General features: G+C 60.6%; 24 protein-coding genes. 8 read left to right on the top strand and 16 right to left on the bottom strand.

Annotated features, from left to right (window positions below; all coding sequences use genetic code 11):
- Window positions 1-93: 93 nt before the first annotated feature.
- From BMY36_RS12345 to BMY36_RS12335, 3 genes are all read left to right on the top strand, one after another.
- Complete coding sequence (locus BMY36_RS12345) at window positions 94-408, top strand: DUF1476 domain-containing protein (protein WP_050520437.1); 315 nt, start codon at window positions 94-96, stop codon at window positions 406-408.
- Between the two features lie 174 nt (window positions 409-582).
- Window positions 583-1,596: a betaine--homocysteine S-methyltransferase gene (gene bmt, locus BMY36_RS12340; RefSeq protein WP_050520436.1), complete on the top strand. Its 1,014-nt coding sequence runs from the start codon at window positions 583-585 to the stop codon at window positions 1,594-1,596.
- A gap of 135 nt (window positions 1,597-1,731) precedes the next feature.
- Window positions 1,732-2,427 (top strand): cobalamin B12-binding domain-containing protein, encoded by a 696-nt coding sequence (locus BMY36_RS12335; protein WP_050520460.1) that lies wholly within the window; start codon window positions 1,732-1,734, stop codon window positions 2,425-2,427.
- Window positions 2,428-2,559: 132 nt separating this feature from the next.
- Here the strand turns inward: BMY36_RS12335 and BMY36_RS12330 are convergent, their stop codons facing one another.
- The 3 genes from BMY36_RS12330 to yghU all read right to left on the bottom strand — a co-directional run bounded on the left by BMY36_RS12330 (window position 2,560) and on the right by yghU (window position 4,465).
- The gene (locus BMY36_RS12330) at window positions 2,560-3,006 is read right to left on the bottom strand and encodes a rhodanese-like domain-containing protein (RefSeq protein ID WP_082224895.1); all 447 of its coding nucleotides are present in this window, start codon (window positions 3,004-3,006) and stop codon (window positions 2,560-2,562) included.
- A gap of 152 nt (window positions 3,007-3,158) precedes the next feature.
- Window positions 3,159-3,461 carry a DUF1801 domain-containing protein gene (locus tag BMY36_RS12325; protein ID WP_244888670.1) on the bottom strand — a complete coding sequence of 101 codons (303 nt, stop codon included), beginning with the start codon at window positions 3,459-3,461 and terminating at the stop codon, window positions 3,159-3,161.
- 143 nt (window positions 3,462-3,604) lie between these two features.
- A complete protein-coding gene (gene yghU, locus BMY36_RS12320; protein ID WP_050520434.1) occupies window positions 3,605-4,465 on the bottom strand; it encodes a glutathione-dependent disulfide-bond oxidoreductase in 861 nt (286 codons plus the stop codon).
- A 153-nt stretch (window positions 4,466-4,618) separates the two neighbouring features.
- Here yghU and BMY36_RS19955 point away from each other — a divergent pair, with 153 nt between their 5' ends.
- From BMY36_RS19955 to BMY36_RS12305, 4 genes are all read left to right on the top strand, one after another.
- A complete protein-coding gene (locus tag BMY36_RS19955; protein ID WP_175469298.1) occupies window positions 4,619-4,768 on the top strand; it encodes a hypothetical protein in 150 nt (49 codons plus the stop codon).
- Window positions 4,765-5,403 carry a DUF1638 domain-containing protein gene (locus BMY36_RS12315; RefSeq protein WP_050520433.1) on the top strand — a complete coding sequence of 213 codons (639 nt, stop codon included), beginning with the start codon at window positions 4,765-4,767 and terminating at the stop codon, window positions 5,401-5,403. Before BMY36_RS19955 ends, BMY36_RS12315 begins: the two co-directional genes overlap by 4 nt.
- A 65-nt stretch (window positions 5,404-5,468) precedes the next feature.
- Window positions 5,469-6,842, top strand: a complete 1,374-nt coding sequence (locus BMY36_RS12310; protein WP_050520432.1) for an FAD-binding oxidoreductase — start codon at window positions 5,469-5,471, stop codon at window positions 6,840-6,842.
- Window positions 6,839-7,243, top strand: a complete 405-nt coding sequence (locus BMY36_RS12305; protein WP_050520431.1) for an SgcJ/EcaC family oxidoreductase — start codon at window positions 6,839-6,841, stop codon at window positions 7,241-7,243. Before BMY36_RS12310 ends, BMY36_RS12305 begins: the two co-directional genes overlap by 4 nt.
- On the opposite strand, the gene recN is transcribed toward BMY36_RS12305, so the two are convergent.
- The 13 genes from recN to murD form a co-directional block, all read right to left on the bottom strand.
- Window positions 7,240-8,880: a DNA repair protein RecN gene (gene recN / locus BMY36_RS12300; RefSeq protein WP_050520458.1), complete on the bottom strand. Its 1,641-nt coding sequence runs from the start codon at window positions 8,878-8,880 to the stop codon at window positions 7,240-7,242. The genes BMY36_RS12305 and recN overlap by 4 nt on opposite strands.
- A 66-nt stretch (window positions 8,881-8,946) precedes the next feature.
- The gene (locus tag BMY36_RS12295) at window positions 8,947-9,786 is read right to left on the bottom strand and encodes an outer membrane protein assembly factor BamD (RefSeq protein ID WP_050520430.1); all 840 of its coding nucleotides are present in this window, start codon (window positions 9,784-9,786) and stop codon (window positions 8,947-8,949) included.
- 125 nt (window positions 9,787-9,911) lie between these two features.
- Entirely contained in the window at window positions 9,912-10,832 is a 921-nt protein-coding gene (gene lpxC / locus BMY36_RS12290) for a UDP-3-O-acyl-N-acetylglucosamine deacetylase (protein ID WP_050520429.1), read from the bottom strand.
- A 280-nt stretch (window positions 10,833-11,112) separates the two neighbouring features.
- Window positions 11,113-12,792 (bottom strand): cell division protein FtsZ, encoded by a 1,680-nt coding sequence (ftsZ, locus tag BMY36_RS12285; protein WP_050520428.1) that lies wholly within the window; start codon window positions 12,790-12,792, stop codon window positions 11,113-11,115.
- 181 nt (window positions 12,793-12,973) lie between these two features.
- A complete protein-coding gene (ftsA, locus tag BMY36_RS12280; RefSeq protein ID WP_050520427.1) occupies window positions 12,974-14,308 on the bottom strand; it encodes a cell division protein FtsA in 1,335 nt (444 codons plus the stop codon).
- Entirely contained in the window at window positions 14,305-15,222 is a 918-nt protein-coding gene (locus BMY36_RS12275) for a cell division protein FtsQ/DivIB (protein ID WP_050520426.1), read from the bottom strand. The genes ftsA and BMY36_RS12275 overlap by 4 nt, the downstream gene beginning before the upstream one ends.
- On the bottom strand, window positions 15,210-16,088 hold the full coding sequence (locus tag BMY36_RS12270) for a D-alanine--D-alanine ligase (protein ID WP_231579741.1): 879 nt from the start codon (window positions 16,086-16,088) through the stop codon (window positions 15,210-15,212). The genes BMY36_RS12275 and BMY36_RS12270 overlap by 13 nt, the downstream gene beginning before the upstream one ends.
- 77 nt (window positions 16,089-16,165) lie before the next feature.
- Window positions 16,166-17,098, bottom strand: a complete 933-nt coding sequence (murB, locus tag BMY36_RS12265) for a UDP-N-acetylmuramate dehydrogenase (RefSeq protein ID WP_050520457.1) — start codon at window positions 17,096-17,098, stop codon at window positions 16,166-16,168.
- Between the two features lie 62 nt (window positions 17,099-17,160).
- Window positions 17,161-17,418 carry a DUF2484 family protein gene (locus BMY36_RS12260; protein WP_050520424.1) on the bottom strand — a complete coding sequence of 86 codons (258 nt, stop codon included), beginning with the start codon at window positions 17,416-17,418 and terminating at the stop codon, window positions 17,161-17,163.
- On the bottom strand, window positions 17,415-18,869 hold the full coding sequence (murC, locus tag BMY36_RS12255; RefSeq protein ID WP_050520423.1) for a UDP-N-acetylmuramate--L-alanine ligase: 1,455 nt from the start codon (window positions 18,867-18,869) through the stop codon (window positions 17,415-17,417). The genes BMY36_RS12260 and murC overlap by 4 nt, the downstream gene beginning before the upstream one ends.
- Window positions 18,866-19,960, bottom strand: coding sequence for a UDP-N-acetylglucosamine--N-acetylmuramyl-(pentapeptide) pyrophosphoryl-undecaprenol N-acetylglucosamine transferase (locus BMY36_RS12250; RefSeq protein WP_074818771.1), 1,095 nt, complete (start codon window positions 19,958-19,960; stop codon window positions 18,866-18,868). The genes murC and BMY36_RS12250 overlap by 4 nt, the downstream gene beginning before the upstream one ends.
- A gap of 3 nt (window positions 19,961-19,963) precedes the next feature.
- Window positions 19,964-21,130, bottom strand: a complete 1,167-nt coding sequence (gene ftsW, locus BMY36_RS12245; RefSeq protein ID WP_050520422.1) for a putative lipid II flippase FtsW — start codon at window positions 21,128-21,130, stop codon at window positions 19,964-19,966.
- Between the two features lie 197 nt (window positions 21,131-21,327).
- The gene (gene murD, locus BMY36_RS12240) at window positions 21,328-22,731 is read right to left on the bottom strand and encodes a UDP-N-acetylmuramoyl-L-alanine--D-glutamate ligase (RefSeq protein WP_050520455.1); all 1,404 of its coding nucleotides are present in this window, start codon (window positions 22,729-22,731) and stop codon (window positions 21,328-21,330) included.
- A 217-nt stretch (window positions 22,732-22,948) separates the two neighbouring features.
- On the opposite strand from murD, the gene BMY36_RS20470 reads away from it, so the two are divergent.
- On the top strand, window positions 22,949-23,207 hold a 259-nt coding region (locus BMY36_RS20470), incomplete at its 3' end, for an IS3 family transposase (RefSeq protein WP_074818768.1).

Raw genomic sequence — 23,207 nt, 5'->3', positions numbered from 1 at the left:
ACCTGCAAGCCAGCGCACGCGCCCCCCTTGCAGCACGCGCCCCCAAAGGGCATATCAAGGGCAACGCAAACCCACAGGGAAAGGGGCAAAGCCATGTCCACATTCGACGAACGCGCCAACGCATTTGAGGCGAAATTCGCCCATGACGCCGATATGCAATTCCGGGCCGAGGCGCGGTGCAACAAGCTTACGGGCCTGTGGGCCGCAGGCCTGCTGGGCAAATCAGAAGATGCGGCAACAGAATACGCCATGACCGTGGTCGCCGCCGATTTTGAAGAGGCCGGGAATGAAGATGTGGTGCGCAAACTCGCCGCCGATCTGGAAGGCCACGCCACCGCCGATGAAATCCGTACCAAACTGGTCCAAAATCTGGCCGTGGCCAAAGTGCAGTTGATGCAGGAACTTTGATCCTTTTCGGCCCGCGCCATCCCCTTGCGCGCGGGCCAAATCAAAACGGCTTCATAATCATCCACCGGAAAATGAATTTGCTCCCCCACCCGCCGCATGGCATAGGGACGCAATTTACAGGCCGCGCGCCGCCCAAACTGGCGCCCAGTCCTTTATCCACAAAGGCAGGACCCCATGACAAACGCCCTCTCCAAACTCCTTGCGACCCGCGACTGGCTGCTTGCCGATGGCGCGACTGGCACCAACCTGTTCAACATGGGCCTAGAGGCAGGCGAGCCGCCGGAATTTTGGAACGTCGACAGACCCGACAACATTCGCACGCTGTACAAAGGCGCTGTCGAGGCGGGCTCTGACATCTTCCTCACCAACACATTCGGCGGCAACGCCAGCCGTTTGAAACTGCATCAGGCCCAAGGCCGCGTGCATGAACTCAACCGGGTTGGTGCGTCGATTGCGCGCGAAATTGCCGATGCATCGGGCCGCCAGATCGTCGTCGCAGGCTCGGTCGGGCCAACGGGTGAAATTTTTGAACCGTTGGGCACGCTGACCCATTCGGCCGCCGTGGAAATGTTCCACGAACAGGCCGAAGGGTTAAAGGCAGGCGGCGCGGACATTCTGTGGGTCGAAACCATTTCCGCCCCCGAAGAATACCGCGCAGCGGCCGAGGCGGCAAAACTCGCCGGCATGGCGTGGTGCGGCACCATGAGCTTTGACACCGCAGGCCGCACCATGATGGGCACCACATCCGCAGATATGGTCACCATGGTCGAAAAGCTGGATCATCCACCGCTGGCCTTTGGTGCAAACTGCGGCGTGGGCGCGTCCGATCTGTTGCGCACCATGCTGGGGTTCGCCGCCCAAGGTTCCGCCATCCCGTTGATCGCAAAGGGCAATGCGGGCATCCCCAAATACCACGACGGCCATATCCACTATGATGGCACCCCCACCCTGATGGCGGAATACGCTGTGCTGGCCCGCGATGCAGGCGTGCGCATTATCGGCGGCTGTTGCGGCACCATGCCCGACCATTTGCGCGCCATGCGGGCCGCATTGGAAAGCCGCCCCACAGGCCCGCGCCCCTCGCTTGAAACCATCTCAACGGCGCTGGGTGGCTTTTCCTCCACCTCCGACGGGACGGGCGATGACGCCAACGCACCAAAGCGCGAACGGCGCGGCAAACGCGGCTAACCCCCCACAGCGCCGGGGTAAATCAAACGCCGAAATCGCAATCTGTCGGCTTTCATCCCGCCCATGTCGCAAACCGATAAGTGGGCGGGACGGTTTAAGATCATTAACGAAGTATGGGCAGTGCAGGAGCATCCAATGTCTGACGACGAAATCATCCTTTCCGACCTTTCTGATGACGAACTTGTCTTGCAAATGCACGACGACCTTTACGACGGCCTGAAGGAAGAGATTCAAGAAGGTGTAAACCTACTGATCGCCCGCGGCTGGACCCCCTATGACACGCTGACCAAGGCGCTTGTGGCGGGCATGACCATCGTCGGCGCCGATTTCCGCGATGGTATTTTGTTCGTCCCCGAAGTGCTGCTGGCCGCCAACGCGATGAAGGGTGGCATGGCCATCCTGAAACCGCTGTTGATCGCGACAGGCGCACCGCGCATGGGCAAAATGGTGATCGGCACCGTCAAAGGCGACATTCACGACATCGGCAAAAACCTTGTCGGCATGATGATGGAAGGTGCTGGGTTCGAGGTCCGCGATTTGGGCATCAACAATTCAGTGGAAAAATACCTAGAGGCGTTGGAGGCAGAACAGCCCGACATCCTTGGCATGTCCGCCCTTTTGACCACCACCATGCCCTATATGAAGGTCGTCATCGACACGCTAAAAGAAAAAGGCATGCGCGAAGATTACATCGTGCTGGTCGGTGGCGCGCCCTTGAACGAAGAATTCAGCAAGGCCATTGGCGCAGACGCCTATTGCCGTGACGCCGCCGTGGCCGTGGAAACCGCCAAAGCGATGGTCGCGCGCAAACACAACCAGATGAACGCGTAAAACCGTTCGTTTATTCAACAAAAAGCCCCGGCCAAAACCGGGGTTCTTCCACACCCGTAGGTCGGGGTTCACCCCAACTCTCCCCCATCTACCACACCCGTAGGTCGGGGTTCACCCCGACCCTCCCCCAAATCAACAAACCCCACAGCCCATCGCCTTGGTCGGTGCCACAGGCTGGTATCCCTGCCCCAAAACCCGGTTCATGCCGCCCGCAATATCAATCACCTGCGCCGTCACAATTGGGGCCAATTGGCGCGCCGCGCGCGATGTGCGATTGCCCGACCGACAGATCAGTCCCAACCGCTGCCCCGGTTTCAAATGCGGGGCAATCGCCTGCAAAAATGCCTCGGGCGTGGTATAGGTCACCAACAATGCCCCCTCCACCACCCCGGTTTGCTGCCATTCCTGCGCCGTGCGAATATCAACCAACAGCATGGACGCGTCGGCCACCAGCACCGCCCCCGACGGCGATTCCAACGCCACATTCTGCGCCTGCGCCCTGCCCGAAACCTGCGAAAACCCAACAAGTATCGCGCCGATCACGGCGACCGCGCCTAAAATCTGTATCCATCCCGGCATTATACCCGTCCCCCGGTAAATCGTAGCTTTACGTTGGCTGGTGGGCAGTTGGCGGGGAAAAAGGTCATGGCGCAGTCCTTTGTCAGATGGTTTTAGCCCTTAATATTCAAAAACTTGTATATGTAAACCATTTTCAGGACAGCGCGCCGCACCTAACGCGTTTGCCCTGCAGAAAAGGCCACCGCCGCCGCCACAACCGCGCCCACCGCATCTTCGCTGACCCCGTCCAAACGGGCAAAGTTGATGCGGCAGCGCAGCTTGCCAGTCCCGGTCAAAACGCCTGCCGGGTTCAGCAACGCGGTGCCGTGGCTAAAGGCCAGCTGCACATGATCTTTGTAAACAAAGACCCCGCAAAACTGCCCTTCCTTTTGGTCAGGCCACAGGGTGTACAGCGTGCCGCCGTATTTCGGCACGCGCACCACCTGCGGCGCGCAGGCGTGAACAAGGCTGTTCAACCCGCGCGACAATCGCCTCTTGTTCCATGCTGTCCACGCCCGCCCCCCTCGCGCGATGCAAATCTTAACCAAAGGTAAACATATTTTGCGATATCCTGCAAAATCAACTCCTTAACGTCCGCATCGCGCGCGATATCAAAGCCCTATGTTGCGATTTTATCCTGCGTCTGGGTGTCAAAATCACCCGCATCATGCCGTTCATGCAGCTGCATTTCCGGCTCGCCAAAGGCGCGGTTCACCATCCGGCCCCGCAGCACCGCAGGCCGCGCATCAATCCGGCCCGCCCATTCCACAACGTTTTTATAGGACGCGACATCCAAAAATTCGGCGGCACCATACTGCCGCCCCAAAACCAGCTGGCCATACCACGCCCAAATCGCCATATCTGCGATCGAATATTCGGCCCCCGCAATATAATCATGCTCCGCCAATTGCCGGTCCAAAACATCCAACTGCCGTTTCGTTTCCATCGCAAAGCGGTTGATCGGATATTCAAACTTCTCGGGCGCATAGGCGTAGAAATGTCCAAACCCGCCGCCCAAATAAGGCGCGGACCCCATTTGCCAAAACAGCCAATTCAAACACTCCGCCCGCCCTGCCGGGTCGGTCGGAATAAACGCCCCAAACTTTTCGGCCAGATGCAACAAAATCGACCCGGATTCGAACACCCGCACAGGCGCGGCCCCCGACCTATCCATCAGCGCCGGAATTTTTGAATTCGGATTGACCTCCACAAACCCCGACCCAAACTGGTCGCCGTCCCCGATTTTGATCAGCCAGGCATCATATTCCGCACCCGTATGGCCCGCCGCCAGCAACTCCTCCAGCATCACGGTCACTTTGACCCCGTTCGGCGTGGCCAGCGAATACAGCTGGAACGGATGCTTGCCCACAGGCAGCGCCTTTTCCTGCGTGGCCCCCGCGATGGGGCGGTTGATATTGGCAAACTGGCCGCCATTCGCTTGGTCCCAAGTCCAGACTTTGGGGGGGGTATATCCGGTCATCACGCAATCCTTTTTTCCATTTGCCGGGATTTAGATAGTAAATCGGCGCAAGGGGCCAGCCCAGATGACGCAATCACGGGTCAAGTCGCCGTGTATCCCGCTTGGCATCCCGCCCCCGCGCCCCTACATTTAAATTACATCTAAGGAGTCCCAATGCCCGCCCGCATCTTTATCAGCTTGATCGTCGTGGTCATCCTTGCCGCCGGGGCCACCATCGCCGCAGCGGTGCAGTTTGGGGTGCCCATGGTCGCCCTCGCACTGCTGGCCGCCGGCGCAGCCCTTGCCATCCGCTTTGCAAAATGACCCCCAACGATCAAACCCTAACCGAATCCGGCCTGCCCCCCACAGGCACGGGCCGCGTGCTGTTGATCGCTTGCGGGGCGCTGGCCCATGAAATCCTGACCCTGAAACGCGCGAACCGCTGGGACCATCTGGACCTGCAATGCTTGCCCGCCAACCTGCACCTGTGGCCCGACCGCATCCCCCCTGCCGTGGCCGCTGCCGTGGCGCAGCACCGCGCCCATTACGCACAAATTTTCGTCGTCTATGCCGATTGTGGCACGGGCGGGCAGTTGCAAACGCTGTGCGATGATCTGGGCGTGGGCATGGTCGCGGGCCCGCATTGCTATTCGTTTTTTGAAGGCAATGATGTGTTTGCCGCCAATGCCGAAACCGAATTCACCGCCTTCTACCTCACCGACTTTTTGGTGCGCCAATTTGATGCGTTCGTTTGGAAACCCATGGGCCTTGATCGCCACCCCCAGCTGCGCGACATGTATTTCGGCAATTATACCAAGCTGGTCTATCAAGCCCAAACCAATGACCCCGCGTTGGATGCCAAAGCTGCGGATTGCGCCGCCCGGCTGGGCCTCGCCTATGAACGCCGCTTTACCGGCTACGGCGATCTAACGCCTGCCTTGTCCGCACTGAAACCCTAGCTTTCAAACCCTCGCTTTCCCTGCGCCCGCCCATGCGCTAGTTTGCCCCCAAACCCGGAGGCTGCATGACCCTCGAACCCGCCCTTGCCGAACTCGCGCATCGCCTTGGCCCGCGTTTTAGCCGCACGGGTGCCACGCTGGCGCAGTACAGCCAATCCGAAACCCATATCAGCGGCGGCACGCCCGATGCCGTAGTGTTCCCCCACACGGCGGATGAGGTGTCGATGATCGCGCGAATGTGCGCGCGCAACGGTGTGCCGATGGTGGGCTGGGGCACGGGCACCTCGCTGGAAGGGCACGCACTGGCGCTGAAAGGCGGCGTGATGGTCGATTTCAGCCAAATGAACAAAATGCTGGCGGTCTATCCCGAGGATATGCTGTGCGTGGTCCAGCCCGGCATCACGCGTGAGGCGCTGAATGAAGAATTGCGCGCAACGGGGCTGTTTTTTCCCGTTGATCCCGGTGCAAACGCCAGCCTTGGTGGCATGGCGGCCACGCGGGCGAGTGGGACCACCGCCGTGCGCTATGGCACCATGCGCGACAATGTTTTGGGGCTGGAGGTGGTTTTGGCCGATGGGCGGGTCATCCGTACCGGGACATCTGCGCCGAAATCATCGGCGGGCTATGATCTGACGGCGCTGTTTGTGGGGTCCGAAGGGACGCTGGGCCTGACCACCGAATTGACCCTGCGCCTGCATGGGCAGCCCGAGGCGGTATCGGCCGCCGTCTGTGCCTTTCCCAGCATTGCCGATGCGGTGGATTGCGTGATCGCGACCATCCAAACCGGGATACCCATGGCGCGGATTGAATTTTTGGACGCGACCACAGTTGCCGCCTGCAACGCGTTTGCGGGCACCACCTTGTCGCTAGACCCGCAGTTGATGGTGGAATTTCACGGCTCCCCTGCGGGTGTGCAAGAACAAACTGACCGGTTCGCCGAAATCGCTGCGGAAATGGGCTGTACCGGGTTTGACTGGGCGCAAGTGACCGAAGATCGCACGCGGTTGTGGCAGATGCGGTACAACGCCTATCCGGCGATTTTGGCACTGCGGCCCGGGGCCACGGCGCTGGTTACCGATGTCTGCGTGCCAATTTCGCGGCTGGCCGAGGCAGTAGAGGAAACCCGCGCTGATATTGAAGCAAGCCCGCTGATGGGACCAATTTTGGGCCATGTGGGGGATGGCAATTTCCACGCCATTTTGCTGGTGGACCGCAATGACGCGGCGGAAATGGCGGCCGCCCGCGCGCTGTCGGGGCGGATGGTGGAACGGGCGCTGGAACTGGGTGGCACGATTTCGGGCGAACACGGTATTGGCTGCGGCAAGCTGGGGTATATGGCGGCGGAACATGGCGCAGCTTGGGATGTGATGGGGCAAATCAAGCACGCGTTGGACCCTGCGGGCCTGATGAACCCCGGCAAGATGGTGCGCCAACCATGACGCCCGCCACCGTCCCCGCCACTGCCGAGGAATTTCCCCGCGCCTTTGCCATGGCGTGGGGCGCGCGTGACGCGGCAGGGCTAGCCGCGCTGCTGGCCGAGGACGCGGATGTGTTAAGCCTGACAGGCGGCGTGGCGGAAGGGCGGCGCGCGATTGAGGCGCTGTTTGCGGGCGAATTGGCGGGCGCGTTTGCCCAAGCACGATTGGTCACCGGCAAAATGCGGCTGCGCGCGTTGGGGCCGGGGGCCGCCGTGCTGCACCAGCGCTTTGTTTTGTCGGGGATTGTCGATGCGCAGGGCCGCGATGCGGGCCGAGTGGGCGCGCTGTTGGTGGCGGTTTTGGTGGCACGCGCAGGCGGTTGGCAGGCGGTATCGTTGCAGTTTTGCGCGGCAGAAGGTTAACCCAGCAACGCGCGTGCGGCATCGCGGGCGGCGGGCGTGATGGTGTCACCCGCCAGCATCCGCGCGATTTCTTCAATCCGCGCGTCGGGGCCAAGGGGGGTAACGATCGATGTGGTCATGCCCTTTGCCACCTTCTTTTCCACCCGCCAATGATGCGCGCCAAGGGCGGCAACTTGCGGTGAATGGGTGACGACCAGCACTTGGGCGGTGGTGGCAAGGGCGGCCAGACGGCGGCCCACAGCATCGGCGGTGGCCCCGCCCACGCCGCGGTCAATTTCATCAAAAATCATCGTCAAGCCCGGCGTGTTTCCCGCCAGACAGACCTTCAGCGCCAGCAGGAAGCGTGACAGTTCCCCGCCCGATGCGATTTTGTTCAACGGCCCCGCAGGCGCGCCGGGGTTGGTGGCAACGGTAAACGCAACTTCATCACTGCCATCCGGCCCGGCATCTGTGGGGGTGATATGGGTCGAAAACACCGCGCGTTCCATTTTCAGGGGTGCGAGTTCGGACGCCATCGCCTTATCCAACCGTTTGGCGGCACGGGTGCGGGTTTCGGTCAATTGCACGGCGTGGCGGTGATAGGTGGTTTCCGCATCCGCCAGCGCCAAATCCAAGGCGGCCAAGTTGCCCGCCCCCCCGTCGATCACGGCCAAACGCGCACGCAAATCATCGGCATATCCGCCCAGATCATCGGCCTGCACGTTGTGTTTGCGGGCCAGCCCACGAATGGCAAACAGCCGTTCTTCCAGCGCCTCCAGCTCATGCGGGTTGAAATCAAGTGCGGACAGGCAGTTGGCCACGCCCGTCTGCGCCTCGTCCAGCTCCACCAACACTCTTGCAAGGGCGGCAAGCGGCGCATCAAGGCGACCCTCGGCACGGTCAGCCGCCCCTTCCAGCCATCGCAGCGCATCGACCAGCGCGCCTTCGGCCCCTTGATCGGACATGGCGTTGTGCGCGCGGGAAATGTCGGTGCGAATTTTTTCGGCCCCTTGCATGGCGCGGCGGCGGGCGTCAAGCGCCGCCTCCTCGCCCGGTTCGGGGTTCAGTTTGTCGAGTTCTGCGACCGCGTGGCGCAAAAACTCCTCCTCCACCTTGGCGGCCGCTAGAGCCTTTTGGGCGGCGGTGCGGGCACGCCGCGCGGCAGAAAGGCCGGTCCATGCAGCGCGCACAAGGGCCCCATCGACGCCCGCAAAACTGTCCAGGATTTGGCGGTGGCCACGCGGGTTTAACAGCCCGCGATCATCGTGTTGGCCGTGAAGTTCGACCAAGGTGTCGGACAGGGCGCGCAGCACCTCGCCACTGGCGCGGCGATCATTGACCCACGCGGTTTTGCGGCCATCAGATGTGTTGATCCGGCGCAAAATCAGCTCATCCTCGGCCACGATCCCGGCATCGGACAGCACAGCGCGGGCGGTATGATCGGGGGACAGATCGAAAACGGCTGTCACTTCGCCTTGGTCGGCCCCGGCGCGCACCAATTCAGCACGCCCCCGCCAGCCCAGAACAAACCCCAACGCATCCAAAAGGATGGATTTGCCCGCCCCGGTTTCCCCGGTCAGCACGTTCAGCCCCGGTTGAAACGCTAGGTCCAACCGATCAATGATCAGCAAATCACGAATTTCCAAAGACCGAAGCATCAGATGCCCCCCGTCGAAAGGCAAGCGGCCCAAAGGCGGAACATCAGCAGGTGGGCGCGTGGCATGTTACAGCCAATTGCCTTTGATCACCTGCGAATAAACATTGCTCAACCAGCTTTGGCCCTGCGCCTCCATCGACAGGCCGCGCCCAGTTAGCAGGCGGAAGCTGTCATCGTAGAAGGGACTGGATTGATAGTTGTGGCCCAAAATGGCCCCCGCGGTCTGCGCTTCATCGTTCAGGCCAAGCGCCAAATACGCCTCGACCAAGCGATGCAACGCCTCGGCGGTGTGGGTGGTGGTTTGGAACTCCTGCACCACCACGCGGAAGCGGTTGATTGCCGCCGTATACTGCCCGCGCTTGAGGTAATAGCGCCCGATTTCCATTTCCTTGGCCGCCAAATGGTCAAAGGCCAGATCGAATTTCAGCATGGAGGAGCTGGCATATTCGCTGTCTGGATAGTTTTCGATCACTTCGCGCATGGATTGCAACGCTTGGAAGGTCAGGCCTTGGTCGCGGCCCACCTCATCAATCTGGTCATAATAAGACAGCGCCATAAGGTATTGCGCGTAAGCCGCATCCTCCTCGGCGGGGTACAAATCGAGGTAGCGCTGCGCGGAGCCGCGCGCCTCCTCATAATTTTTGGCTTTGTGCTGCGAAAACGCCTGCATGATCAAGGACCGCTTGGCCCATTCGGAATAGGGGTAAAGCCGCTCCACCTCAGAGAAATATCGAATCGCCTCGTCGGGTTTCTTGCTGGTTTCCAGCGACAATTCCCCACGTTTGAAAATCTCTTCTGCGGTCAGGGTGTCCAGCGGGACCTCATCTTGACCACCAGCACAGCCAGACAGGGACGCAATGACCAGCGCCGCCCAAATGAACCCTGCGCGTGACTTAACGCCTGCCATCTTCCGCCTACCCCATATTCCTATGAATACCGACCTTTATGGGCCGGGTTTGATACGTCCTAGCACAGAAAAATCTGCTGCGCAAAACGCCTTTCACCCTTTTGGCCTGCCAAAGGCGAATTGCCTTAGGCCAGCACCGGAATATCCGAGCGGACCACGCCAACACCCGGCAATTTGCGCCCGGTTGGCACGCCACATTCCACAATTTCCCAGGCGCCCGGACGGGCAAACAGCGCGCGCAGTAAGCGGTTGGTCATCGCGTGACCGGCACGCTGCCCAACATAACGCCCAAGGATGGGGCCACCCGCCAGCGCCAAATCGCCCAAAGCGTCCAGCATTTTATGGCGAACAGGTTCATCCGCGTGGCGCAGACCGCCGGGCGACAGCACCTGGTCGCCTGCAAACACCACAGCATTTTCCAAATTGCCACCAAGGGCCAAACCGTTGGCGCGCATCGCGTCCACATCGGCCTGCAGGCAAAAGGTGCGGCTGTCGCAAAGTTCGCGCACAAACGCACCGTTGGACATATTCAGCGTTTTTTCCTGACGACCGATCGCGGCATCGGCAAAATCAATGCTAAAATCAATTTCCAGCATGTCAGACGGTTCCAACCGGGCGACCGCGTCACCTTCGCGGACCTCAATCGTTTCCAAAATACGAATCGCGCGCACAGGCGCGCATTGGGTGCGTACACCGCTGGCCAAGAGACCCGCCACAAACGGCCGTGCCGATCCGTCAAGGATTGGCACCTCTGGCCCGTCAATATTAACCAGCGCATTGTGGATGCCACAGCCCGCCAATGCCGCCATAATATGTTCGATGGTCGATACCGAATGACCCGACGTGTTGGCGACAAGCGTACACAGGCGCGATGGCACAACCGCATCCCAACGCGCCGCAATCATCACATCCCCGGTGGTGATATCGCTGCGCCGAAACCAGATGCCGTAATCGGCCGAAGCAGGCATGACAACCATGCGCACCGGTTTGCCGCTGTGCAGCCCGGTTCCGTCAAAAATCGCATTGGATTTAAGCGTGTGTTGCATGGTGTAGACCCTTTCGGCCATTTCTATTTTTAACCAGATCCATGATTGGGGCACAGCATTCGCCGCAATCCCAACCCCATCTTTCTGATGGATTGTACATATGCGGGTGCAGCATCATCAACAACACACAGATTGTGACCTTCTGTTACAAAAGCCGAACCAGAGTGCGAAAGGCCGCTTATTACCACCCAAACCCTTAATAAGTCGCATAAAAAAGGCCCCACGCTGGGGGCCTTTTTCGTAAGGAGTGATTGGGCTCATCCCAAAAGAATGGCCTAACTCAGTTGGCCTGACGGCGCAGGAAGGCTGGAATTTCGATGCGTTCCTGATCTGCGCTCAGCTCCGGCTCATCATCATAGGCGGTGACGGGCGGTTGCTGACGGCTGGCGGCGGGCTGGTGGGTGGGGCGTTCAACCCGACCTTCTGTGCGGCCCTCGTTTTGTGGTTCGGCATGTCCGGCCATCCGGTTGATCAGGGACCCGATGCCAAAGCGGGCGCGCGGTGCCTCTGGCGCGGGTTGGCGCGCGGCGGGTGGTGCGACCGAGCGCTGTTGTGGCTGGCTTTGCTGGCCGGGGGCGCGCGATACGGCGGCTTGCAAACGGGCCAATGCCTCGGGCGATGGGGCGCCGGTTGGGCGCGGACGCGGGGCCACAAACTGGCCTGCATCCTCATCATAGCTGGGCTGCTGAATGGCGCGGGGTGCGGGTGCTGGCTGCTGGCGATAGACTGGCGCTGGCAAATCATCGGCGTGGCCGTTATCGGCTGCGTATTGCGCCTGTTCTGGCTGCTGGTCAAACAAGCTTGGGGCCTGTTCTTGCACCGGGGCCACGGCGGGACGTGGCGCAGGCGCTTGGGTCACAGTGGCAGAGGAAACCGAAAAGGTTGGGCGCGTTGCCTCGGCCTTTGGTTCGGATGTTGGGGGGACAAAGGCCGCAGACTGCAGCGGCGCGGCCATCGACCGGCGCACCACTGGGTTTTCGGCATGCGACACGGCGGCATCAATGCCTGTGGCGACAACGGACACGCGCAAACGCCCCTCCATCGAGGTATCGAGCGTGGAGCCGACGATGATATTCGCCTCTGGGTCCACTTTTTCGCGGATAATGTTCGCGGCCTCGTCCAGTTCAAACAGCGTCAGGTCATAGCCGCCAGTGATGTTGATCAACACACCCTTAGCACCATGCAGGCTGATTTCGTCGAGCAACGGGTTGGCGATGGCTTTTTCGGCGGCTTCAACAGCACGGTTTTCACCCTCTGCCTCGCCTGTGCCCATCATGGCCTTGCCCATTTCGTCCATCACGGCGCGCACATCGGCAAAGTCGAGGTTGATCAGGCCGGGGCGCACCATAAGGTCGGTCACGCCCTTAACGCCTTGGTACAAAACATCATCGGCCATCGCAAACGCTTCGGTAAAGGTTGTGCGTTCATTGGCAAGGCGGAACAGGTTTTGGTTTGGAATGATGATCAGCGTGTCCACGACCTTTTGCAGGGCTTCGATGCCCTCCTCGGCCTGCTTCATCCGCTTGTTGCCTTCGAACTGGAACGGCTTGGTCACAACACCCACGGTCAGCACGCCCAATTCACGCGCTGCCTGCGCGATGATCGGCGCGGCCCCTGTGCCTGTCCCGCCGCCCATACCGGCGGTGATGAAACACATATGCGACCCGGCAAGGTGGTCGACAATTTCTTCAATGGTTTCTTCGGCAGCGGCGGCCCCAACGGATGGACGCGCACCTGCGCCCAAACCTTCGGTCACTTTCAGCCCCATCTGAATGGTGTTGGCCGCGCGGCTTTGCTGCAACGCTTGGGCGTCGGTGTTTGCCACCACAAACTCCACGCCTTCCAGCTGCTGGTCGATCATGTTGTTGACCGCGTTACCGCCTGCCCCGCCCACGCCAAAAACCGTGATGCGCGGCTTAAGTTCTTCGCGCTGCGAAGTCATCATCAGATTAAGTGCCATTGCCTATCCGCCTGCCTAATATGTGTCCCTGCGCCTTAAGATGGCGCTTTTCGTCCCGATATTCCCCATTATTACGCATAAAGCGCAGAAAGGTCACGAGAAAAACGCATATCGCCCACAAAATATGGGCGAATTCCTGCCGTTTTATGCATTATTTTGCGAACAAGACCGGATATGGTGTTTACCAGTTGTCCTTGAACCATTTCATCGCGCGTTTCAACGACCGCGCGGGGTAACGTTCGGCGGGAATATCGAAATCCCACCATTCGTCTTGCGGGTGCGCCGCAAACAGGCACAGCCCCACAGCCGATGAAAATGCAGGCCCCGTCGCCGCCTGTGGCAAGCCTTGCACGCGCAGGGGCCGCCCCAAACGCACGCGCTGGCCCAAAATACGCGCGGCCAAACCATCCAGCCCCGGAATTTGGCTGGCGCCCCCGGTCAGCACAATTTGCTGGCTGGGCAGATGGTCAAACCCTGCGGCGTCCAGACGGGCGCGGGCCTCCTCCAAAATCTCCTCCACGCGGGGGCGCATGATGCCGATCACCTCGGTCCGGCTCACCTGCCTGCGGTCTTTTTCCCAATCGCCACTATCACCGCCAATTTCTATCATCTCACGGTCGTCCATGCCCGTTGCATGCACGCCGCCGAATTTGGTCTTGATGCGTTCGGCCGTGGTCAACGGCACTTGCAGACCTTTGGAGATGTCGGAGGTGACATGATCGCCGCCCATCCGCACAGAATCCGAAAAAATCATGTGTTTTTTCATAAACACCGAAATGCCGGTGGACCCGCCACCCATGTCGATGCAGGCAGCGCCCAGTTCCTGTTCATCCTCGACCAGCGACGAAATGCCGGAAACATAGGCCGATGACGCCATCCCAGCCAGTTCAAGATCACAGCGTTTCAGGCAATAAATCAGGTTTTGAACCACGGAGGCATCAACCGTCATCATGTGCAAATCGCACGACAAGCGGTTGCCAATTTGCCCGCGCGGGTCGCCAAGGCCGGACCGATGATCCAGCGCAAAGTTTACGGGCTGGGCGTGCAGCACCTCGCGCCCTTCGCCAATATCGGGCACATCGCATGCCGCCAGAACGCGCGCCACGTCCTGTTCAGACACCACGGAATCTTGCAAATCCCATTCGCCTGCAAGGCCATAGCTGCGCGGTTCAGCCCCCGAAAAACAGGCGATGACATGATCGACGCGCACATTCGCCATTTTCTGCGCCGATTGCACGGCGGTGCGAATGGCGCGTTCGGTTTCGTTCATCACCGCAATTTCGCCAAGCCGCACACCACGCGACCGTGTGGTGGCAGCGCCAATCACCCGGAACGACGATTGCCCGGCCATGGAGCCTACACCCTCCATATCCCGGCCACCCGCCGCATCGTCAAACTTCAAAATCAGGCAGCCCACTTTGCTTGACCCGATGTCCAAAATCGCGATCACCCCCCGCTGCATGGCCGCGCGACGAATGTTGCGCATGGCGCGCTGGGTTTGATAGAGATCGGTCATAGATCACTCTCCGCAGGGATGATGCCGCGCAAACGGCGCATTTCGGCAAGGGAATAGGGTGCAAGCCGCAATGCAGGGCGGGCTTGCAGACGAAGGTCAACAGAGGCCAGATCGCGGGCCAAAACCTCTTGCGCTTGGTCCAGCGCAATCAGGCGTTCAAGGGCTGCCACGGGGTCAACGCTGGGCAGCATGATGCGCTGTTCACGGTCCAGCACAATGTCCCAGCGCCGATCGCCCATACGCACAAGGCCGCGCAAGCGGGGCAGCAATGGCCCTGCCGATGTCAAAATGGCGCGGGCTTCGGCAATTGCGGTATCCGCCCCTTCGCCCGCGATCAGGGGCAAATCGGCGCGGTCGCCGCGCGCCTCCACCTCCGCAATGCGGGTGCCGGTGTCATCGACCAACCACACCCCCGCCGCGTTGCGCCACACAAAGGCGGGTTCGCGTTCCGTGATGGTGACTTGCAAAATACCGCCCGATTGCACGCGCACATCCGCGCTTGCCACGGCCTGCAATTGCGCGATTTTCGCATGCGCAGCGTCAAGGTCCAGATCAAGCGAGCTTTGCGGCAATGGCAGCGCAAGGGCGGTGCGCACGGCGGCATCCAGATCGGGGGATGCGCCGTCAATGGCCAACAGGTTCACCATAAATTCGGGGCGATTTTTCACAGTCTCGGTCAGGTCGGTGTACATGGCGTTCAACGCATCGCGGCGGGGTTGGTCAGACAGATAAATCCCCACGCCAAGCGCCAGCACCAGCACGGGCAACCCCACGCGCAACCCGGCGCGCACCCAAGGGCGCAACCACATCCGCTGCATCCGGTACGCGGTACGGCTGGGGGCCGGATCGCGGCGCAGGGGCGCGGGGCGGGCGGTGTTTGCGGCACCGGGGCGTTGGGCGGTCAGCGGTCGCATGAGGCATCCTTTGCAATCCAGTCGCACAGGTCGGGGAAACTGAAGCCCGCCGCCGCCGCCTGTTCTGGGGCCAATGATGTCGGCGTCATGCCCGGCTGCGTGTTGGTTTCAAGAATGATCAAGCCATCAAGGCCACGGCTTTCGTCCCAGCGAAAATCGGTGCGCGACAGGCCACGGCAGCCAAGGGCGGCATGGGCGCGAATGGCGTAATCCTTGCAAGCCGCTGAAATCGCGTCGGGAATATCCGCAGGGATCACATGGCGCGACCCGCCCACCGCATATTTCGCGTGGTAATCATACCAGCCGTCCACGATAATATCGGTCACGGCCAACGCACGGTCACCCAGTACCGCCGTGGTCAATTCACGGCCCGGCGCATAGGTTTCCACCATCACCACATCGGGCATATCATCCGACAGTTGCGGTGGCGCATTGGCCGCGTCATGCACAATATAAACCCCGACAGAGGAGCCTTCGTTGTTGGGTTTCACCACATAGGGCGGCGGCAAAACATGGCGCGCGCAAACCTCCGCCTTGGGGGCCAACACACTGGCCACCACAGGCAGACCCGCGGCGCGAAACGCCGCTTTGGATTTTTCCTTGTCCATCGCCAGCGCCGACGACAGCACGCCCGAATGGGTATAAGGAATGCGCAGCCATTCCAGAAGGCCTTGCACGCAGCCATCCTCGCCCCACCGGCCATGCAGCGCGTTGAACACAATATCGGGTTTGATGTCTAAAAGTCGTGCGCACAGGTCCGCCCCGGCATCCACCGTGACCACCTTATACCCCGCCTGCCCCAGTGCGTTCGCGCATTCGCGCCCGGATGACAGCGACACCTCGCGTTCCGCGGAGGGACCACCCATCAATACAACGACTGTGGAGGCTGCCCTGCTCGACACACCATCCATATTTACTGCCTCAAGGACCTTTTCGGCCCGTATTATTGTTTATCCGCAAGCCTTACGCCGACCCGCTTGATTTCCCACTCTAACGTCAATCCCTTGTGTTGGAAAACCCTATTTCGTACCTCTTCACCCAAATCTTCTAAATCTGCGGCGGTTGCGCCACCTTTGTTGATCAAAAAGTTGGCGTGCATCAGGCTCATTTGCGCGCCGCCGCGTGTGGCGCCCTTCATTCCGGCGTCTTCAATCACGCGCCAAGCCTTCAAATCATGCACATCATCGACGCGGCCCGTGGATGAAAATCCCGCCGGATTGCGAAAGGTGGAGCCTGCGCTGCGGTCGCGTGTCGGCTGGGTCGCATCCCGTTTGGCAATTTGGTCGGTCATTTTATCGTGCAGTTCTTGAGGGTTGCCGTTTGGCGCGCGCAATGTCGCCCCGATGATCACCGCCCCATCGGGCAAGGTGGATTGGCGATAAGCAAAGTTCAGATCAGCGGCGGTCAGGGTTTGGCGCACTCCTGCCCGCGTGACAATTTGCACCGATTGCATCACATCGGCCGTATATTGCCCATAACAGCCCGCGTTCATGCAGACAGCACCCCCAATGCTGCCCGGAATGGTGCGCAAAAATGTCAAATCCAAGCCCGCATCGGCGGCTTTGCGCGCCACATGGGCGTCCAATGCTGCGGCCCCCGCAGTCACCAGATCACCCGCAATCTCAATCCCGTTAAACCCACGCCCAAGGCGAATGACCACCGCCCGCACCCCCCCATCGCGCACAATCAGGTTGGAGCCAACGCCCATGGGGAACACTTGGACTTGTTGGGGCAGCACCGCCAGAAAATCGCATAGATCCTGCACATCGGCGGGTTGAAACAGCCAGTCGGCAGGTCCCCCCACGCGCAGCCACGTCAAATCCGCCAACGCGCGGTCCGGGGTTAAAATGCCGCGCACAGGCGGCAAAGGGTGCATATCTTGGGTCATGCCCCTGTCATACCGCCAGCCATAGGTTTCGGCAAGCGGGCGCGCGCGCCCTATTCCGCCGGATTAACAGCCTTCGCCCGCAGCCAACGCCAGAAATACACCACAGGCCAGCGCAGTACGGATGCGCCCATCGCAAGGATCACAAGACCCACAATCGGGCCATTTGTCCACGTCACCCAGCCCAAAATCGGGATGCCAACTGCGATCAAAACATAGGCCGCGCGCCAATGTTTGTCACGGCTGGGCAAAAACCCGGTGACATTGGCTGCCACCAGCCAAATCAGTGCGGCTGTCAGCGCCGAGATCACGCGGCACCTGCTTTGGCGGGGACTTTGGCGGGGGCCAGCGCCTCTAGCTGCGCGGGCAAGCCGTTGGCCCAGGTGGAAATTGTACCCGCACCAAGGCACACCACCATATCACCCGGCCGCCCTTGTTCGCGCACCAAACGCGCCAAATCGCCTTCATCCAAAATCGCGCGGGCGTGGCGGTGGCCGTGGGCGATTAACCCTGCGACCAGATCATCGCGTGATGCGCCCGCAATCGGATCCTCGCCCGCGCCGTATACTTCGGCAATGGCAACCACATCCGCCTCATTGAAACAGGTACAGAAATCCTCAAACAAACTCGACAGGCGGGAATAGCGGTGGGGTTGGTGCACTGCAATCACCCGGCCTTTGGTGGCTTGGCGCGCGGCGCGCAGCACGGCGGCGATTTCCACCGGGTGGTGGCCGTAATCGTCGATAATGGTCACCCCGTCCACCTCAGCGACCTTGGTGAAACGGCGGTTGACGCCTGCAAAGCCTGCCAGCGCCTCGCGGATTTTGGTTTTCGGCATGCCCAGAAAACGACACACCGCAATCGCCGACAGCGCATTGGACACGTTGTGATCGCCAGGCATCGGCAAAGTACAGCCTTTGATCACCACCGGGTTGCCATCCGCATCGGGACTTTCGCCCTGCAAGGCCACATCGAAATGCGCAACGCCGTCGACATAGGTCAGGTTAATCGCGCGCACATCCGCCTGGGCGTTGAACCCAAAGGTCACGATGCGCCGATCGGTGATTTTACCCACCAGCGTTTGCACCTCGGGGTGGTCGGTGCAGCACACGGCCAGCCCGTAAAACGGAATGTTGGACACAAAATCAAGGAAGCCTTTGCGCAGCGCGTCAAAGCTGTGCCAATGCTCCATATGTTCGGGGTCGATGTTGGTGACAATCGCGATTGTGGCGGGCAAGCGGTTGAACGACCCATCGCTCTCATCCGCTTCCACCACCATCCATTCGCCCGCCCCCGCCCGCGCGTTAGAGCCATACGCGTGAATAACGCCGCCATTGATCACAGTCGGGTCAAACCCACCCTTGTCCATCAATGTCGCAACCATCGTGGTGGTGGTGGTTTTGCCATGCGTGCCCGCAATCGCGATATTCGATTTCAGGCGCATCAATTCGGCCAGCATTTCAGCCCGGCGCACCACAGGCAGGCCCATGCGGCGCGCCTCCTCCAGCTCTGGGTTGCCCTTTTTGATCGCGGTAGAAATAACCACCACGGCCGCCGCCCCAATGTTTTCCGCCCGCTGACCTTCAAACACGGTCGCGCCCAATTCCACCAAACGATCGGTGATTTTCGACGCTTTCGCGTCCGACCCTTGGACCTGATAGCCAAGGGTCATCAACACCTCAGCAATGCCCGACATGCCGATGCCGCCGATGCCAACAAAATGGATGGGCCCCAATTCGACGGGAAGTTTGGTGGCATTCATGGCTTGGCTCTTTCTGTCAGGCTGGTCACAAGTTCAACAAGGCGGTCGGTCGCATCGGCACGCGACAGCGCCAGCGCATTGCGCGACATCATAAGCGCCGCAGGTGGGTTTTCCAAAACGGCGGCGATTTGGGTGGACAAGGTGTCCGCGTCCAGCGCGCTTTCAGGGATCAATATCGCAGCTTGCCCATCGACCAGCCCGCGCGCATTGGCGGTTTGATGATCGCCCGTGGCGGCGGCAAACGGGATAAGAATGGCTGGCCGCCCGATCACGGAAATATCGGCAATAGATGACGCGCCAGACCGCGATACCACCAACTGCGCCTCCGACAGCCGCCTTGGAATATCGGTGAAAAACGCCTGCACATCGGCATGGATGCCCGCCTGCGCATAGGCGTCGATCACCCGGTCCAAATCCTCGGCACGCGCCTGATGGGCCACGCGCAAGTTCACCCGCAAGGCATCGGGCAATGCAGCCACAGCGGCAGGCACCACATCGGATAATATCCGCGCGCCTTGGCTGCCGCCAATCACAACCATCGACATCGGGTAATCGCCGGGCGGAATATACCCGGCTCCTGCCCGCTCCAGCACCGCCGCGCGCACTGGGTTTCCGGTATGAACACCCTCCACCCCCGCAGGCAAAGCGGTCGGCCATGTCCCACATGCCACCGCCATCACACGCGGTGCGAAAATCTGGTTCACCCGCCCCAAAACGCCGTTTTGTTCATGGATCATCCGGGGGCGGCGCAGCAAAGTTGCCGCCGCCAGCGCCGGGATAGACGGATAGCCGCCAAACCCCACCACAACGGCAGGCCGGTCACACAACATGCCCCACAGCGCACCCAAAACCCCGCCCGCAATGCGAAACGGCACGCCCATTTTGGCCAGTACCCCACCACGCGCGAATGTGGCCGATGCCACCTGCGCCACCGCCACCTCTCGCGGGAAACCACCCGCATAGCGCGCGCCACGCGCATCGGTCGACAGCTTCACGCGCCAACCTTGCGCCACCATCGCCTCGGCCAGCGCTTGGGCGGGAAACATATGCCCCCCCGTCCCACCCGCCGCGATCAACAACAAGGGTTTCATGCCCTACCGCCCCCGCCGAAACAGAATTTCACCGATCTGCCCCTGCGGCCGCGTCCGCGTCAAGGCCAACAGCATCCCCAGCGTAATTCCCGCCGCAATCACCGAACTGCCGCCATAGGAAACGAATGGCAAGGTCATGCCCTTGGACGGCAACAACCGCACGGCCACCCCCATGTTCACCATCGCTTGTACCGCAAAAATACAAGCCAAACCCGCACCCGCAAGCCGGGTGAACGGGTCACGTTCGCGCATCAGTCGAAACAGCGACATCATCACAATGGTGGTGTAAAGCGCGATGATGCACAGCACCAAAATCAACCCATATTCCTCCGCCGCGACTGCGATAATGAAATCGGTATGCGCGTCGGGCAGCGACCATTTTACCTGCCCCTCGCCCACGCCCACACCAAAAAATCCGCCTTCTTGAATGGCATTGGTGGCGTATCCAATCTGTGTGCGCGGATCGACGTCAGGCGATAAAAACCCATCAATCCGGCGGGCAAAGTGTTCAGAGCTTTCATAGGCAAAAACCGCTCCCGCCCCCACCAAACCCAACACGGAGGCGATCAACACCATCGGCGCTCCCGCGATGAAATACACCACCGACCAGCCGAAAATAATCAAGGCGGCCTGTCCAAAGTCAGGCTGCATCGCCAGCAGCAACACCACAATAAACGTGACCAAAAACGAATAGGATTTGCCCCGTGGCCCGTTCACATCTTGCGCCGCCGCCATCAACCAAGCAGTCAAAACGATAAACCCTGGTTTCAAAAACTCCGACGGTTGCACGGATGCAAACCCAAGGCTGATCCAGCGCACAGCCCCTTTGCCAAAATCCGTGCCAACCGCGGGCAACGCACACATCGCGGCAAAAGCCGCCAAAAACCCCAACACACCCAAACGGCGGATCATCAAAGGCGGCATCATCGAAACACCAAGCATCACGCACAGCCCGATGGTGCCAAAAAACGCCTGCCGCTTGACATAGTAAAACCCATCCAGCCCGTTGCGCTGCGCCAGTGGCACCGATGCCGCCAACCCCAGCAGCAAACCAATGCCAAACAACGCAAAAACGGCGGTCAGCGACCAGCGGTCGATGCTGCGCCACCAACGGGGAATAACCGGTTCCACCACCCGACCGGGAGAGGAGCCATAGACCATTTCAGTCATGGGATACCGCCTGATTTTGCCTGTTCACTGCCAATGCGCCCGAATGTTCCCTCGGATCACAGCATAAACCTTAGCAATGATCTTGCCCCGTGGCTAGGGGGAAGCACCACGGGCGCGCTGCAAATCTTGCAGTATCAAGCGGCCCTTCGATTTCGGCTTGGTTCAAATACCTCACAACGCCCGCAGCGCGACCCGCCTTAGCCTGCCAAAACCGCCTGCACCTGCGCACAAAAATCATCGCCGCGCCGTTCAAAATTCGGGTATTGATCAAAGGATGCCGCCGCCGGGGCCAGCAGCACCACCTCGCCGGATTCTGCCTCGGCCGCAGCCATCGCCACGGCGCGGGCCATGGTGTTGCAAATCTCATAAGGTGTGCTGCCCAATTCCAGCGCGAAATCGCGGGCGGAATGGCCGATCAGATAGGCCTTGGACACCGCCCCCAGATGCGGCACCAACCCTTTGATCCCGCCATCTTTGCCAAGGCCCCCCGCGATCCAGCGGATGCGGGGAAAGGCTTGCAAGGCCTTGGCGGCGCTGTCAACATTCGTGGCCTTGCTGTCATTGATAAACCGAACCCCGCCGCGTTCCCCCACCAATTGGCTGCGGTGCGGCAGGCCCGCAAAGCTGTGAAACGCCGCCTCGATCACTTTGGGGCCAATCCCAAGGCTGCGCACGGCGGCATAGGCGGCGCAGGCGTTTTGGTGGTTGTGCGCCCCCGGCAGGCCCGGCACGGACCGCAGGTCGATGGAGGCCATTTGACGACCTTTTCGCCACTCGCTCAAAAACCCTTTGCGGGCGAAAACGGACCAGCCGAACCCTTCCAGCTTTTGACCCGAGGAGATGCGGATCACCCGGTCATCCTCCGCGCCCTCGGCCAGTTGGTTGGCCATGAATTGGCCCTCCACCTCATCCACGCCGATCACGGCGCGGTCGGGGCCGCCTTCGGCAAACAGCCGCCGTTTGGCCGCGAAATAGCCGCCCATGCCGTGGTGACGGTCCAGATGATCGGGCGACAGGTTGGTGAAAACAGCGATATCGGGGGTCAGCGCGCGGGCGAGTTCGGTTTGATAGCTCGACAGTTCCAGCACGATCACCTCGCCATCAATGCCGGGGTCGATATCAAGGGCACCGCGCCCGATGTTTCCGGCCACCTGGGTGGGGCGGCCAGCGGCCTCTAGGATATGATGGATCAGGGCGGTGGTGGTGGATTTTCCGTTCGACCCGGTCACGGCGATAACGCGGGGGGGGGTGTCATATGCCTCCCAATCTTGGGTCGCGAAGCTGCGGAAAAAGAGGCCAATATCATTGTCGACGGGGATGCCGAGCGCGAGGGCTGCGGCGATCACGCGGTTGGGTTCGGGATAAAGATGCGGGATGCCGGGCGAGGTGATGAGGGCGGTGATGCCGTCCATCGCGCCGTTCCGGCTGAGGTCTTGGCAAATGAAGCCTTCGGTTTGGGCTTTTTCGCGCGCCTCCGCGCTGTCGTCCCACAAAATCGGCTCCGCCCCCCCGGCTTTCAGGGCGCGGGCGGTGGCGAGGCCGGAGCGGCCGAGGCCGAGAACGGCGATTTTTTGGCCGGGAAAACAAGTGACGGGAATCATGGCGCGGCCTTTTTGATGGGTTTGGCGCAGGATGGGGGGTGATGCGGGGGCGCGCAAGGGGGTGATTTGGCCGCGATTTGGGGGGTGCATCGCGCGCGATGCGGCGGGTAAGGGGTTGGTTTGGTTTGGTTTTGGGTTTTTTGTTGAGTATAGAGTTGGTCGCGGAATTTCGGACCAGTTGTTAAGTTGGATCGCATGATGAGAGAAGTGATCCAGAATGAAGAAACGAAAGAACCATTCGCCTGATTTCAAGGCCAAGGTTGCGCTTGAAGCGATCCGTGAGGAGCTGACGCTGGCGGAGCTGTCGAAGAAGTACGATGTTCATCCGACACAACTCGGCACTTGGAAGCGCGCGGCGATAGAGAACATGGCGACAGCTTTTGCGCGCCGAGGTGCCGCCCCGGAGCAGGTAAGTGCGGCTGAACTCGACAAGCTGCATTCCAAGATTGGCCAACTTGTGGTGGAACGGGATTTTT

It is taken from the genome of Pseudorhodobacter antarcticus (assembly GCF_900110135.1).
In the GTDB taxonomy this organism is placed as follows: domain Bacteria; phylum Pseudomonadota; class Alphaproteobacteria; order Rhodobacterales; family Rhodobacteraceae; genus Pseudorhodobacter; species Pseudorhodobacter antarcticus.
This window is presented reverse-complemented; position numbering and strand designations above follow the sequence as displayed.

Excerpts from the sequence above, each read along its gene's own strand:
- murB (WP_050520457.1), bottom strand. The coding sequence starts at position 17,098 with ATGCACCCTTTGCCGCCTGTGCGCGGCATTTTAACCCCGGACCGCGCG.
- ftsZ (WP_050520428.1), bottom strand. The coding sequence starts at position 12,792 with ATGGCACTTAATCTGATGATGACTTCGCAGCGCGAAGAACTTAAGCCG.
- murD (WP_050520455.1), bottom strand. The coding sequence starts at position 22,731 with ATGATTCCCGTCACTTGTTTTCCCGGCCAAAAAATCGCCGTTCTCGGC.
- bmt (WP_050520436.1), top strand. The coding sequence starts at position 583 with ATGACAAACGCCCTCTCCAAACTCCTTGCGACCCGCGACTGGCTGCTT.
- ftsW (WP_050520422.1), bottom strand. The coding sequence starts at position 21,130 with ATGACTGAAATGGTCTATGGCTCCTCTCCCGGTCGGGTGGTGGAACCG.
- BMY36_RS12270 (WP_231579741.1), bottom strand. The coding sequence starts at position 16,088 with ATGGGTGGTCCCTCCGCGGAACGCGAGGTGTCGCTGTCATCCGGGCGC.
- BMY36_RS12305 (WP_050520431.1), top strand. The coding sequence starts at position 6,839 with ATGACGCCCGCCACCGTCCCCGCCACTGCCGAGGAATTTCCCCGCGCC.
- BMY36_RS12275 (WP_050520426.1), bottom strand. The coding sequence starts at position 15,222 with ATGCGACCGCTGACCGCCCAACGCCCCGGTGCCGCAAACACCGCCCGC.
- ftsA (WP_050520427.1), bottom strand. The coding sequence starts at position 14,308 with ATGACCGATCTCTATCAAACCCAGCGCGCCATGCGCAACATTCGTCGC.
- BMY36_RS12345 (WP_050520437.1), top strand. The coding sequence starts at position 94 with ATGTCCACATTCGACGAACGCGCCAACGCATTTGAGGCGAAATTCGCC.
- BMY36_RS12335 (WP_050520460.1), top strand. The coding sequence starts at position 1,732 with ATGTCTGACGACGAAATCATCCTTTCCGACCTTTCTGATGACGAACTT.
- recN (WP_050520458.1), bottom strand. The coding sequence starts at position 8,880 with ATGCTTCGGTCTTTGGAAATTCGTGATTTGCTGATCATTGATCGGTTG.
- yghU (WP_050520434.1), bottom strand. The coding sequence starts at position 4,465 with ATGACCGGATATACCCCCCCCAAAGTCTGGACTTGGGACCAAGCGAAT.
- BMY36_RS12250 (WP_074818771.1), bottom strand. The coding sequence starts at position 19,960 with ATGAAACCCTTGTTGTTGATCGCGGCGGGTGGGACGGGGGGGCATATG.
- murC (WP_050520423.1), bottom strand. The coding sequence starts at position 18,869 with ATGAATGCCACCAAACTTCCCGTCGAATTGGGGCCCATCCATTTTGTT.
- BMY36_RS19955 (WP_175469298.1), top strand. The coding sequence starts at position 4,619 with ATGCCCGCCCGCATCTTTATCAGCTTGATCGTCGTGGTCATCCTTGCC.
- BMY36_RS12330 (WP_082224895.1), bottom strand. The coding sequence starts at position 3,006 with ATGCCGGGATGGATACAGATTTTAGGCGCGGTCGCCGTGATCGGCGCG.
- BMY36_RS12295 (WP_050520430.1), bottom strand. The coding sequence starts at position 9,786 with ATGGCAGGCGTTAAGTCACGCGCAGGGTTCATTTGGGCGGCGCTGGTC.
- BMY36_RS12310 (WP_050520432.1), top strand. The coding sequence starts at position 5,469 with ATGACCCTCGAACCCGCCCTTGCCGAACTCGCGCATCGCCTTGGCCCG.
- lpxC (WP_050520429.1), bottom strand. The coding sequence starts at position 10,832 with ATGCAACACACGCTTAAATCCAATGCGATTTTTGACGGAACCGGGCTG.
- BMY36_RS12315 (WP_050520433.1), top strand. The coding sequence starts at position 4,765 with ATGACCCCCAACGATCAAACCCTAACCGAATCCGGCCTGCCCCCCACA.